The organism is Pseudomonas sp. CAU 1711, from assembly GCF_039888625.1.
In the GTDB taxonomy this organism is placed as follows: domain Bacteria; phylum Pseudomonadota; class Gammaproteobacteria; order Pseudomonadales; family Pseudomonadaceae; genus Aquipseudomonas.
On sequence record NZ_JBDQQT010000010.1, the window covers coordinates 1 to 11,928 of the forward strand.

The 11,928-nt window shown below is 61.4% G+C and carries 11 protein-coding genes; all 11 read right to left on the reverse strand.

Annotated elements, in window-relative coordinates; translation table 11 throughout:
• Positions 1-1,155: 1,155 nt before the first annotated feature.
• The 11 genes from AAFN46_RS12515 to atpE all read right to left on the reverse strand — a co-directional run bounded on the left by AAFN46_RS12515 (position 1,156) and on the right by atpE (position 11,908).
• Positions 1,156-1,497, reverse strand: a complete 342-nt coding sequence (locus AAFN46_RS12515; protein WP_347809027.1) for a hypothetical protein — start codon at positions 1,495-1,497, stop codon at positions 1,156-1,158.
• 338 nt (positions 1,498-1,835) lie between these two features.
• Complete coding sequence (glmS, locus tag AAFN46_RS12520; RefSeq protein ID WP_347809028.1) at positions 1,836-3,683, reverse strand: glutamine--fructose-6-phosphate transaminase (isomerizing); 1,848 nt, start codon at positions 3,681-3,683, stop codon at positions 1,836-1,838.
• 12 nt (positions 3,684-3,695) lie between these two features.
• Positions 3,696-4,466 (reverse strand): DeoR family transcriptional regulator, encoded by a 771-nt coding sequence (locus AAFN46_RS12525; protein ID WP_347809029.1) that lies wholly within the window; start codon positions 4,464-4,466, stop codon positions 3,696-3,698.
• Between the two features lie 208 nt (positions 4,467-4,674).
• Positions 4,675-6,036 (reverse strand): bifunctional UDP-N-acetylglucosamine diphosphorylase/glucosamine-1-phosphate N-acetyltransferase GlmU, encoded by a 1,362-nt coding sequence (gene glmU / locus AAFN46_RS12530; protein ID WP_347809030.1) that lies wholly within the window; start codon positions 6,034-6,036, stop codon positions 4,675-4,677.
• Positions 6,037-6,230: 194 nt separating this feature from the next.
• Positions 6,231-6,656 (reverse strand): F0F1 ATP synthase subunit epsilon, encoded by a 426-nt coding sequence (locus tag AAFN46_RS12535; protein WP_068828730.1) that lies wholly within the window; start codon positions 6,654-6,656, stop codon positions 6,231-6,233.
• 42 nt (positions 6,657-6,698) lie between these two features.
• On the reverse strand, positions 6,699-8,075 hold the full coding sequence (gene atpD, locus AAFN46_RS12540) for a F0F1 ATP synthase subunit beta (protein WP_347809031.1): 1,377 nt from the start codon (positions 8,073-8,075) through the stop codon (positions 6,699-6,701).
• A 30-nt stretch (positions 8,076-8,105) separates the two neighbouring features.
• A complete protein-coding gene (gene atpG, locus AAFN46_RS12545; protein ID WP_347809032.1) occupies positions 8,106-8,966 on the reverse strand; it encodes a F0F1 ATP synthase subunit gamma in 861 nt (286 codons plus the stop codon).
• Positions 8,967-9,016: 50 nt separating this feature from the next.
• Positions 9,017-10,561 (reverse strand): F0F1 ATP synthase subunit alpha, encoded by a 1,545-nt coding sequence (gene atpA / locus AAFN46_RS12550; protein ID WP_347809033.1) that lies wholly within the window; start codon positions 10,559-10,561, stop codon positions 9,017-9,019.
• Positions 10,562-10,582: 21 nt separating this feature from the next.
• Positions 10,583-11,119 carry a F0F1 ATP synthase subunit delta gene (locus tag AAFN46_RS12555; RefSeq protein ID WP_347809034.1) on the reverse strand — a complete coding sequence of 179 codons (537 nt, stop codon included), beginning with the start codon at positions 11,117-11,119 and terminating at the stop codon, positions 10,583-10,585.
• A gap of 12 nt (positions 11,120-11,131) precedes the next feature.
• On the reverse strand, positions 11,132-11,602 hold the full coding sequence (locus AAFN46_RS12560; protein WP_277691501.1) for a F0F1 ATP synthase subunit B: 471 nt from the start codon (positions 11,600-11,602) through the stop codon (positions 11,132-11,134).
• Between the two features lie 48 nt (positions 11,603-11,650).
• Entirely contained in the window at positions 11,651-11,908 is a 258-nt protein-coding gene (atpE, locus tag AAFN46_RS12565; RefSeq protein WP_003457994.1) for a F0F1 ATP synthase subunit C, read from the reverse strand.
• Positions 11,909-11,928: the final 20 nt, after the last annotated feature.

An 11,928-nucleotide genomic window follows, 5' to 3' on the forward strand; every position in this document is an offset into this window, starting at 1 on the left:
CGGCGGCCAGAAACACCGAAATGAGCGAGCCATCTGGTCGATTTTGACCCACTGGCCGCTTTCAAAATTGGCGAAGGCCGAAGTCAGCCAGAAAAACCGCTCTACTTCAGACCTTCCTTAAGACGCTTAATCTCCAATAAAAAAATTAAACCAATTAACATTTACAGCCAGATCGCTCAGCCCGTATAAACACCATCAATTCTTGGATAGAAACTTCCAACACCCTACATTACGGCAGATGCAGTTTCTGCACAGGTGGTTTTCGATACCAGTGTTCAGTACAGTGGATTGGATAGTGCACGAGATCATTCCCGAATTAGGTAGCCACTACCTGTTGGAGTGCATCGCGGATACGGGCATCGAGGATCATGTATTCCGCATGACCTATTCAGGGCATGACTAAATATTGGACAGATCTATTTTCCGGTAGATTATTCGCCAATAAGTAAATCTTCCCACTTCTGTCGCCCCACCTTTCTGTGCGAAAAGGAATATGGAGAGCAATACGAAATATGCTATCGACGAAGATAAAAACATTCGAATTTTCTAATACACCATATATTTTCCTATTGCTCGTAACCACACTCATCGCAAGCGACGCTAACGCAGCTACCCAGGCAGACTCGCCCAAGGTCGAGGCAATCGGAAAATTTTGTGAACCCGGTGAAATGCAATCCAGTAAATTCATTGCCTCGGCAGACGCTTTCCTCCTGAATTGCGATTGTGATTGCACTGCGCAAGAGAATAGAATCTGGATAATTTTGGATAAGACCCGAGATATTTACCAATTGGACGCCAGCAAGGCAGTTTCCACACTGGAATTTAAAGGTCGCGATGCTATTCCGGACACCTTCGGACCAGTTCCTCTTTGCGAGAAGACACAGGCGGTAGACAGCTCAATCACCATCCTCACCAAGATGCCAAGTACCAGTGGTTCCTCACCTTATTGCTATTCTGCTGAATCCTTCATTGAGCAAAACAATACACAATGTAGAACTACGGAGTGCAAGAGAATTCTGGAGTCTTTTTATTCACAAGATGAATCTTGAGATGCTGGGACACAAAGCACCGCGCCCCCAGCCTCAGCTGAGCGTTGCCCGGATCGCAGTGAACGCAGCCACCCGCGCAGCCTGTTCGTGGACCCTCGGCCTAGGGCTACCCCAGCTGGTCGATCATCACCGCATTGGTGTAAACGAGGCTGCCGTCGCTCGACCGATGACCGACCAGATGGAACTGGCCGCGTTCGTCGCCCTTGCTCAGGTAAACGCGCCACTGGCAATCGGCCAGGGGACCGCAGTCTTCCGGGGTGACAAGCTCCAGGGTGTCCATCTCGACATCGATCAGGGTTTCTTTCTCGTGGGTCTGCTGCAGGCGCTCTTCGGCCTGTTCCAGGCGTATGTGGTCGGATTCGCTGACGCGAAAATGGAACTGTCCCATAGGTGTGGACTTGGTGGCGCCGCTGGCCTTGCACCAGCCTTCGATGGTCAAGGTATTCATGCTTGGTCTCCTGTAGTGGATGCCGGGGTATGAGCACGCCTTGACCTCATTTTAGATAGCCCGCGTGGCGGTGCCATGCGCATATCGACACCGCTTGGGGGTGGCGTCACTGCGGTGGTTCTGGTCGTTCAGTGTGCAGTCCTGGCCGACACGCAGGCAAAAATCACATGCGCGAAACCTCTTGGAGAGCATCGCTGATACCGGCATCGAGGATCATGTTTTCCGCATAACCTATCAGGGCACGCGGACTTGGAGAAACTGGAATACGAGGCGACTCCGCTTCCTGATCGGTAAAGAAAAAGCGGGCCAACGGCCCGCTTTTTCGTTTTGCTTTCGGCTTATTCCACCGTCACCGATTTCGCCAGATTGCGCGGCTGGTCCACATCGGTGCCCTTCAGCACCGCCACGTAGTAGGACAGCAGCTGCAGCGGCACGGTGTAGAGGATCGGCGCCAGCACGTCGTGGATATGCGGCATGGCCACCACATGGGTGCCCTCGCCGTTGCCCAGTCCCGCCTTCTGGTCGGCGAAGACGATCAGCTCGCCGCCGCGGGCGCGGACTTCCTGCAGGTTGGATTTGAGCTTCTCCAGCAGCTCGTTGTTGGGCGCGACTGTGACCACCGGCATGTCGGCATCGACCAGGGCCAGCGGGCCGTGCTTGAGCTCGCCAGCCGGGTAAGCCTCGGCGTGGATGTAGGAGATTTCCTTGAGCTTGAGCGCGCCTTCCATGGCCACCGGGTACTGAGCACCACGGCCGAGAAACAGGGTGTGGTGCTTCTCGGCGAACAGTTCGGCGACCTTCTCCACAGTCTTGTCCATGGCCAGCGCCTCGCCCAGGCGGGTCGGCAGGCGGCGCAGTTCTTCCACCAGTTCGGCGCCGACGGCGGCGTCCAGGGTGCCTCGCACCTGGCCCAGGGCCAGGGTCAACAGCAGCAGGGAGACCAGCTGGGTGGTGAAGGCCTTGGTCGAGGCCACGCCGATTTCCGGGCCGGCCTGGGTCAGCAGGCACAGGTCGGACTCGCGCACCAGGGAACTGGTGCCGACGTTGCAGATGGTCAGGCTGGCCAGGTAGCCGGACTGCTTGGCGTTGCGCAGCGCGGCTAGGGTGTCGGCGGTCTCGCCGGACTGGGAGATGGTGATGAACAGGCTATCCGGCTGCACGGCCACCTGGCGGTAGCGGAACTCGCTGGCCACTTCGATCTGGCAGGGAATGCCGGTCAGCGCCTCCAGCCAGTAACGGGCGACCATGCCGGCGTGGTAGCTGGTACCGCAGGCGACGATCTGCACATTCTTGACGCGAGCGAACAGCTCGGCGGCCTGCGGGCCGAAGGCCTGCACCAGGACCTGGTCGCCGCCCAGGCGGCCTTCCAGGGTGCGCTGTACGACCTTGGGTTGCTCGTGGATCTCCTTGAGCATGAAGTGGCGATACTCGCCCTTGTCCGCCGCCTCGGCGCCTTCGTGGTACTGCACGGCTTCGCGCTGCACCGATTGGCCGGCGGCGTCCCAGATCTGCAGCGAGTCGCGGCGGATCTCGGCGATATCGCCTTCTTCCAGGTAGACGAAGCGGTCGGTGACCTGGCGCAGGGCCAGCTGGTCGGAGGCGAGGAAGTTCTCGCCGAGGCCCAGGCCGATCACCAGCGGGCTGCCGCTGCGGGCGGCGAGGATGCGGTCCGGCTGCCTGGCGCTGATCACCGCCAGGCCGTAGGCGCCATGCAGCTCGGGAATGGCTGCCTTGAGCGCGGCGGTGAGGTCGCCGAGCTGCTGCAGCTTGTGGTCGAGCAGGTGGACGATGGTCTCGGTGTCGGTGTCCGAGGCGAAAACGTAGCCGAGGCCCTTGAGGCGCTCGCGCAGCTCCTCGTGGTTCTCGATGATGCCGTTGTGCACCACGGCCAGCTGCTCGCCGGGCTCTTTACCAGAGAAATGCGGGTGGGCATTGCGTTCGCTCGGTGCACCGTGGGTGGCCCAGCGGGTGTGGGCGATGCCCAGGTGGCCGGTCAGCGGCTCGCCGGCTAGGGCCTGTTCCAGCTCGGCGACCTTGCCGGCGCGGCGCCGCCGCTGCAGTTCGCCGGCCTGGGTGAAGACCGCCACCCCGGCGCTGTCGTAGCCGCGGTATTCCAGGCGCTTGAGGCCTTCTACCAGGATCGGGGTGATGTTGCGTTCGGCGACGGCGCCAACGATGCCACACATGGCTGTTCTCCTTTAGGGCTGCACGCTGGCGAGGATCAGCTGAACCCCGCGCGCGCTTATCTGCTCGGCCACCCGGGCATCCAGGCGGTCGTCGGTAATCAGGGTCTGGACGCTGCTCCAGGGCAGCTCCAGGTTGGGAATCTTGCGGCCGATCTTGTCGCTCTCGACCATGACCGTGACCTCGCGGGCCACCTCGGCCATGACTCGCGAGAGGCCCAGCAGCTCGTTGAAGGTGGTGGTGCCGCGCTCCAGGTCGATGCCATCGGCGCCGATGAACAGCTGGTCGAAGTCGTAGGAACGCAGCACCTGCTCGGCGACCTGGCCCTGGAAGGACTCCGAGTGCGGGTCCCAGGTGCCGCCGGTCATCAGCAGCACCGGCTCGTGCTCGAGTTCGCGCAGGGCGTTGGCCACGTTCAGCGAGTTGGTCATCACCACCAGGCCGGGCTTGTGGCCGAGCTGCGGGATCATCGCCGCCGTGGTGCTGCCGCTGTCGATGATGATGCGCGCGTGCTCGCGGATCAGGCCGACCGCCGCGCGGGCGATGGCCTGCTTGTAGGGGGAAACGGGCTGGGCCGGTTCGCCGATCAGCTCCTGCGGCATGGGGATCGCACCGCCGTAGCGGCGCAGCAGCAGGCCGCTCTTCTCCAGCTCGGCCAGGTCCTTTCGAATCGTAACTTCCGAGGTGGCGAAATGCGCCGCCAGGGCGTCCACCGACACCTCGCCCTGCTCGGTGAGCAGAGTAAGGATGGTGTGGCGGCGCTGGGGCGTGTTGCGTTTCGACATGTAAGTTTCGATTCGAAAGATAATGGCGCGAATCAAAACATAAAGCAGCTGCAAGCTGCAAGCTGCAAGCTGCAAGCTGCAAGCTGCAAGCTGCAAGCTGCAAGCTGCAAGCTGCAAGCTGCAAGCTGCAAGCTGCAAGCTAATCAGGTTGAGGGTCGCTCAGGCAGGGTCAAGCTTGCGCTCTTACTTGCAGCTTGTGGCTTGAAGCTTATGGCTGCTTTTTGGGGCGCTTCCAGCCCTCGATATTGCGTTGCTTGGCGCGGCCCACTGCCAGCGCCGCGGCCGGCACATCCTGGGTCACGGTGGAGCCGGCGCCGGTGGTGGCGCCATTGCCCAGGGTCACGGGCGCGACAATCGAACTGTTGGAGCCGATAAACACGTCCTCGCCCATCACCGTGCGGTGCTTGTTGGCACCGTCGTAGTTGCAGGTGATGGTGCCGGCGCCGATGTTGCTACGCGCGCCGATATCGGCGTCGCCCAGGTAGCTCAGGTGGCCGGCCTTGGCGCCCTCGCCCAGCACCGCGTTCTTCAGTTCGACGAAGTTGCCGACATGCGCCTTGGCGCCGAGCTTGGCGCCCGGACGCAGGCGGGCGAACGGACCGCAATCGGCGCCCTCGCCCAGCTCGGCGCCTTCCAGGTGGCTGTTGGCTTTGACGATGGCGCCCTTGCGCAGGGTGCTGTCCTTGATCACGCAGTTGGGGCCGATCTGCACACCGTCCTCGATCACCACCTTGCCTTCGAGTATCACGTTGACGTCGATCAGCACATCGCGGCCGACCGTGACTTCTCCGCGCAGATCGAAACGCGCGGGATCCAGCAGGGTCACGCCCTGGGCCATCAGGCTGCGCGCGGCGCGCTGCTGGTAGTAGCGCTCCAGCTGAGCCAGCTGGATGCGGTCGTTGGCGCCGAGCACTTCCATCTCGTCGCGGGCCGTTTCGGTGGCCACCCGCAGGCCGTCGGCCACGGCCATGGCGATCACGTCGGTGAGGTAGTACTCGCCCTGGGCGTTGCTGTTGGACAGGCGGCCCAGCCAGTCGCCGAGGCGCTTGCCGGGCACGGCGAGAATGCCGGTATTGCCCTCGCGGATGGCGCGCTGCGCCTCGCTGGCGTCCTTGTGCTCGACGATGGCCTGCACCACGCCGGCGCCGTCGCGGATGATGCGGCCGTAGCCGGTCGGGTCGACCAGGTTGACGGTGAGCAGGCCCAGCTGCTCGTCGTTGGCCTGGGCCAGCAGGCCCTGCAGGGTCTCGACCCGGGTCAGCGGCACGTCGCCATAGAGGATCAGCACCTTGTCCGCCTCGATATGCGGCAGCGCCTGGGCCACGGCATGGCCGGTGCCCAGCTGCTCGGCCTGCAGGACGAAGTCGACGTCGTCCGCCGCCAGGCGCTCGCGCACCAGCTCGGCGCCATGGCCGATCACCACATGGATCTTGCGCGGCTCCAGTTGGCGTGCGGTGGCGATGACATGGCCGAGCATGGGTGTGCCGGCCACCGGGTGCAGCACCTTGGGCAGGGCCGAACGCATGCGGGTGCCCTGGCCGGCGGCGAGGATGACGATATCGAGGGACATGAAGGCAGATCCTAATCGGCTGAACTATTCCTCTCTCCTTCGGGAGAGAGTGCCTGAGGCCGGTGAGAGTTGTGCGGTGCACCTGTCCCTCACTCCCGCCCCTCTTCCAAGGGGAAAGGGGAGAAAGCCCCGGCGGAAAAAGAAAAAGGGTAGCCAAGGCTACCCTTTCTCCCAACGCGGTTGAAGCTGGTGGCTTAGCCGCCGAACTTCTTGCGCAGCTGCTGGACGGTGCGCAGCTGGGCTGCGACTTCGGCCAGGTGAGCGGCGGCGGAACCGTAGTCGAACTCCGCGCCTTGCTCGTGCAGGGCCTTCTCGGCGGCCTTGAGGGCCTCCTGGGCTGCGGCTTCGTCGATATCGGCAGCGCGCTGCACGGTGTCGGCCAGGACCTTCACCATGTTCGGCTGCACTTCGAGGAAACCACCGGAGATGTAGAACACCTCCGCTTCACCACCCTGCTTGATCAGACGGATCGGACCCGGCTTGAGGTCGGTGATCAGCGGGGCGTGGCCCGGTGCGATACCCAGATCGCCCAGGTTGCCGTGCGCAATCACCATCTCGACCAGACCGGAGAAGATCTCCGCTTCTGCGCTGACGATGTCGCAATGGACTGTCATAGCCATATCTAGCCTCACATGAGCGCCCGTTGCCGGGCGCACAGGGGATTACAGTTTCTTGGCTTTCTCGATTGCTTCGTCGATGCTGCCAACCATGTAGAACGCCTGCTCCGGCAGGTGATCGTAGTCACCTTTCAGAATACCGCTGAAACCAGCGATGGTGTCCTTCAGGGAAACGTACTTGCCCGGGGAGCCGGTGAAGACTTCGGCCACGAAGAACGGCTGCGACAGGAAGCGCTGGATCTTACGAGCGCGGGCCACCAGTTGCTTGTCCTCTTCGGACAGTTCGTCCATGCCGAGGATCGCGATGATGTCCTTCAGCTCCTTGTAGCGCTGCAGCACGTACTGCACGCCGCGAGCGGTGTCGTAGTGCTCCTGGCCGATCACGTTCGGGTCCAGCTGACGGCTGGTGGAGTCCAGCGGGTCAACGGCCGGGTAGATACCCAGGGAAGCGATGTCACGCGACAGTACGACGGTGGCGTCCAAGTGGGCGAAGGTGGTCGCCGGGCTCGGGTCGGTCAGGTCGTCCGCGGGTACGTATACGGCCTGTACCGAGGTGATCGAGCCGTTCTTGGTGGAGGTAATACGCTCCTGCAGAACGCCCATCTCTTCGGCCAGGGTCGGCTGGTAACCTACTGCGGAAGGCATACGGCCCAGCAGTGCGGATACTTCGGTACCGGCGAGGGTGTAACGGTAGATGTTGTCGACGAACAGCAGTACGTCACGGCCTTCGTCACGGAACTTCTCGGCCATGGTCAGGCCGGTCAGCGCCACGCGCAGACGGTTGCCTGGCGGCTCGTTCATCTGACCGTAGACCAGGGCTACCTTGTCGAGAACGTTGGAATCCTTCATCTCGTGGTAGAAGTCGTTACCCTCACGAGTACGCTCACCCACACCAGCGAACACGGAGTAACCGCTGTGTTCCATGGCGATGTTACGGATCAGTTCCATCATGTTCACGGTCTTGCCGACACCGGCGCCACCGAACAGACCGACCTTACCACCCTTGGCGAACGGGCAGACCAGGTCGATTACCTTGATGCCGGTTTCCAGCAGGTCGTTGCCGCCGGCTTGCTCGGCGTAGGACGGCGCGGCGCGGTGGATTTCCCACTGCTCTTCTTCGCCAATCGGGCCGGCTTCGTCGATCGGGTTGCCCAGTACGTCCATGATCCGGCCCAGGGTCGCCTTACCGACCGGCACGGAGATGGCCTTGTGGGTACGGGTGATTTCCAGACCACGCTTCAGACCTTCGGTCGAGCCCATGGCGATGGAACGCACCACGCCGTCGCCCAGCTGCTGCTGAACTTCCAGGGTGGTTTCGGCGCCAACTACTTTCAGCGCTTCATAAACACTCGGCACTTGATCACGCGGGAATTCCACGTCGATAACGGCGCCGATGATTTGAACGATACGTCCGCTACTCATCTTTGGTTCCTCTGAATATTTGAACCGTTCTTAAACCGCGGCAGCGCCGCCGACGATTTCCGAAATTTCCTGGGTGATCGCTGCCTGACGCGCCTTGTTGTAGATCAGCTGCAGGTCTTTGATCAGCTCGCCAGCGTTGTCGGTGGCGTTCTTCATCGCGATCATCCGCGCGGCCTGTTCGGCAGCGTTGTTCTCGACCACCGCCTGGTACACCTGCGACTCCACATAGCGCACCATCAGGCCGTCGAGCAGCTGCTTGGCGTCGGGTTCGTACAGGTAGTCCCAGTGATGCTTGAGACCTTCATCCGGAGTCGCCACCAGCGGAACCAGCTGCTCCACTGTCGGCTTTTGCGTCATGGTATTGATGAACTTGTTCGAGACCACGGACAGACGATCGATGCGACCTTCCAGGTAAGCATCGAGCATGACCTTGACGGAACCGATCAGATCGTTGATCGAGGGTTCTTCGCCCAGGTGGCTGATCGCAGCAACGACATTGCCACCAAAGTTGCGGAAGAATGCCGCACCCTTGCTGCCAATCACGCAGAGATCGATCTCCACGCCTTGCTCGCGATTGCTCGCCATGTCCTTGACCAGAGCCTTGAACAGGTTGCTATTCAGTCCACCACACAGACCACGGTCGGAGCTCACCACCACGTAACCGACGCGCTTGACTTCGCGCTCGATCATGAACGGGTGGCGGTATTCCGGGTTGGCGTTGGCCAGATGACCAATCACCTGGCGGATACGCTCCGCGTAGGGGCGGCTGGCAGCCATGCGCATTTGTGCTCTGCGCATCTTGCTGACCGCCACCTTTTCCATGGCGCTGGTGATCTTCTGCGTGCTTTTGATGCTCGCAATCTTGCTGCGAATCTCTTTTGCGCCTGCCATGTAACACCTATCAGGTTAGCAAGCGGGGACCTCGCGGCCCCCGCTGCGGCTTACCAGGTTTGGGTGGCCTTGAACTTCTCGATACCGGCTTTCAGCTGGCCATCGATGTCGTCGTTGAAGTCGCCCTTCTCGTTGATCTTCGCCATCAGCGCGGCGTTCTCACGGTTGAAGTAGGCGATCAGGGCCTGCTCGAAGCTGATGATCTTGGCGACTTCGATGTCGGCCAGGAAGCCACGCTCGGCGGCGTACAGCGACAGGGCCATGTCGGCGATCGACATCGGCGCGTACTGCTTCTGCTTCATCAGCTCGGTTACACGCTGACCATGCTCGAGCTGCTTGCGGGTGGCTTCGTCCAGGTCGGAAGCGAACTGGGCGAAGGCCGCCAGTTCACGGTACTGAGCCAGAGCGGTACGGATACCACCGGAGAGCTTCTTGATGATCTTGGTCTGCGCGGCACCACCCACGCGGGATACCGAGATACCGGCGTTGACGGCCGGACGGATACCCGAGTTGAACATGGCCGATTCCAGGAAGATCTGACCGTCGGTGATGGAGATCACGTTGGTCGGAACGAACGCGGAAACGTCACCGGCCTGGGTTTCGATGATCGGCAGGGCGGTCAGGGAACCGGTCTTGCCAGTCACGGCGCCATTGGTGAACTTCTCGACGTACTCTTCGGAAACGCGGGAAGCGCGCTCCAGCAGACGGCTGTGGAGATAGAACACGTCGCCCGGGTAGGCTTCGCGGCCCGGCGGACGGCGCAGCAGCAGGGAAATCTGGCGGTAGGCAACGGCCTGCTTGGACAGGTCGTCGTACACGATCAGGGCGTCTTCACCGCGGTCGCGGAAGTATTCGCCCATGGTGCAACCGGCGTACGGCGCGAGGAACTGCAGGGCAGCCGATTCGGACGCGCTTGCTGCCACCACGATGGTGTTGGCCAGGGCGCCGGCTTCTTCCAGCTTGCGTACCACGTTGGCGATGGTCGACTGCTTCTGACCGACGGCCACGTAGACGCAGCGGATGCCGCTGTTCTTCTGGTTGATGATGGCGTCGACGGCCAGGGCGGTCTTACCGATCTGACGGTCACCGATGATCAGCTCGCGCTGGCCACGGCCTACCGGGATCATGGCGTCGACCGACTTGTAACCGGTCTGTACCGGCTGGTCGACCGACTTACGCCAGATCACGCCCGGGGCGACTTTCTCGACGGCGTCGGTGGCCTGAGCATTGATCGGGCCTTTGCCGTCGATCGGGTTGCCCAGGGCGTCGACCACGCGGCCCAGCAGTTCCGGACCGACCGGGACTTCCAGGATGCGGCCGGTGCACTTGGCGCTCATGCCTTCGGCCAGGCTGGTGTAGGCACCCAGCACCACGGCACCGACGGAGTCCTGCTCCAGGTTCAGCGCCATGCCGTAGACACCACCCGGGAACTCGATCATTTCGCCGTACATGACGTCGGCCAGACCGTAGATACGCACGATACCGTCGGAGACGGAGACCACGGTACCTTCGTTGCGGGCTTGGGAAGAGACGTCGAGTTTCTCGATACGTCCCTTGATGATTTCACTAATTTCGGAAGGATTGAGTTGCTGCATTGCTCTGCTGCCCCTTCAAACTCAAGATTTCAACGCTTCGGCCAGTTTCGCGATCTTGCCGCGAACCGAGCCATCGATAACCAGGTCGCCTGCGCGGATCACCACGCCACCGATGAGGGCGGCGTCTTCCGTCACATGCAGACGCACTTCTCGGCTGAGCCGTGCGTTGAGAACCTTGGCGAGTTTGTCTTGCTGTTCTGTGCTCAATGCGAAGGCACTGGTCACTTCCACGTCCACCGACTTCTCCTGCTCGGCCTTGTACAGCTCGAACAGGGCGGCGATTTCCGGCAACAGGTCGAGACGACCGTTTTCGGCTACCACGGAAATGAAGTTGCGTGCCTGGGCGTCGAACTTGTCACCACACACTTCGTTGAAAGTGGTGGCCTTGTCTGCACTCGTCAAACGCGGGGCCTTGAGTACGCGCTGCATGGTGTCGTCCTGCGACACCGCCGCAGCCAGGCCGAGCATGGCTGACCAGGAGGCCAGTTGCTGGTGGGCCTGAGCGTGCTCGAAGGCCGCCTTGGCGTAAGGTCGGGCCAGCGTGGTCAGTTCTGCCATGATCGCCCTCGCTTAGATTTCGGCAGCCAGTTTGTTAACCAGCTCCGCATGCGCGTTTTGATCGATGGATGCACCCAGGATCTTCTCGGCACCGCCGACGGCCAGGGCACCCACTTGGGCACGCAGGGCGTCTTTGACGCTGTTCAGTTCCTGTTCGATCTCGGCCTGAGCCTGAGCCTTCACACGGTCAGCTTCGACACGAGCCTGATCACGGGCTTCGTCGACGATCTGAGTGCCGCGCTTCTTGGCCTGCTCGATGATCTCGGCGGCCTGGGCCTTGGCTTCACGCAGTTGCTGGGCAACTTTCTCGTGGGCCAGCTCCAGATCGCGAGCCGCGCGGTTGGCGGCGTCCAGACCATCGGCGATCTTCTTCTGACGTTCACGCAGAGCTGTGATGACCGGCGGCCATACGAACTTCATGCAGAACATCACGAAAATGAAGAACGCAACGGCCTGGCCAATCAGGGTTGCATTAATGTTCACGCCAATACCTCGCTCTCGTTGTCAGTCCAAAACTCTCAGAAACGAGAATTACTGGGCTACTTGAGCAATGAACGGGTTAGCGAAGGTGAAGAACAGAGCGATACCCACGCCGATCATGGTCACGGCGTCCAGCAGACCGGCGACGATGAACATTTTCACCTGCAGCATCGGAACCATTTCCGGCTGACGAGCAGCGCCTTCCAGGAATTTGCCGCCCAGCAGACCGAAGCCGATGGCAGTACCCAGAGCGCCCAGACCGATCAGCAGGGCAACAGCAATCGCGGTGAGACCAACTACAGTTTCCATTTTTCCTCCCGACTTTTACG

Excerpts from the sequence above, each read along its gene's own strand:
- glmU (WP_347809030.1), bottom strand. The coding sequence starts at position 6,036 with ATGTCCCTCGATATCGTCATCCTCGCCGCCGGCCAGGGCACCCGCATG.
- AAFN46_RS12525 (WP_347809029.1), bottom strand. The coding sequence starts at position 4,466 with ATGTCGAAACGCAACACGCCCCAGCGCCGCCACACCATCCTTACTCTG.
- atpE (WP_003457994.1), bottom strand. The coding sequence starts at position 11,908 with ATGGAAACTGTAGTTGGTCTCACCGCGATTGCTGTTGCCCTGCTGATC.
- AAFN46_RS12555 (WP_347809034.1), bottom strand. The coding sequence starts at position 11,119 with ATGGCAGAACTGACCACGCTGGCCCGACCTTACGCCAAGGCGGCCTTC.
- atpD (WP_347809031.1), bottom strand. The coding sequence starts at position 8,075 with ATGAGTAGCGGACGTATCGTTCAAATCATCGGCGCCGTTATCGACGTG.
- atpG (WP_347809032.1), bottom strand. The coding sequence starts at position 8,966 with ATGGCAGGCGCAAAAGAGATTCGCAGCAAGATTGCGAGCATCAAAAGC.
- glmS (WP_347809028.1), bottom strand. The coding sequence starts at position 3,683 with ATGTGTGGCATCGTTGGCGCCGTCGCCGAACGCAACATCACCCCGATC.
- AAFN46_RS12535 (WP_068828730.1), bottom strand. The coding sequence starts at position 6,656 with ATGGCTATGACAGTCCATTGCGACATCGTCAGCGCAGAAGCGGAGATC.
- atpA (WP_347809033.1), bottom strand. The coding sequence starts at position 10,561 with ATGCAGCAACTCAATCCTTCCGAAATTAGTGAAATCATCAAGGGACGT.
- AAFN46_RS12515 (WP_347809027.1), bottom strand. The coding sequence starts at position 1,497 with ATGAATACCTTGACCATCGAAGGCTGGTGCAAGGCCAGCGGCGCCACC.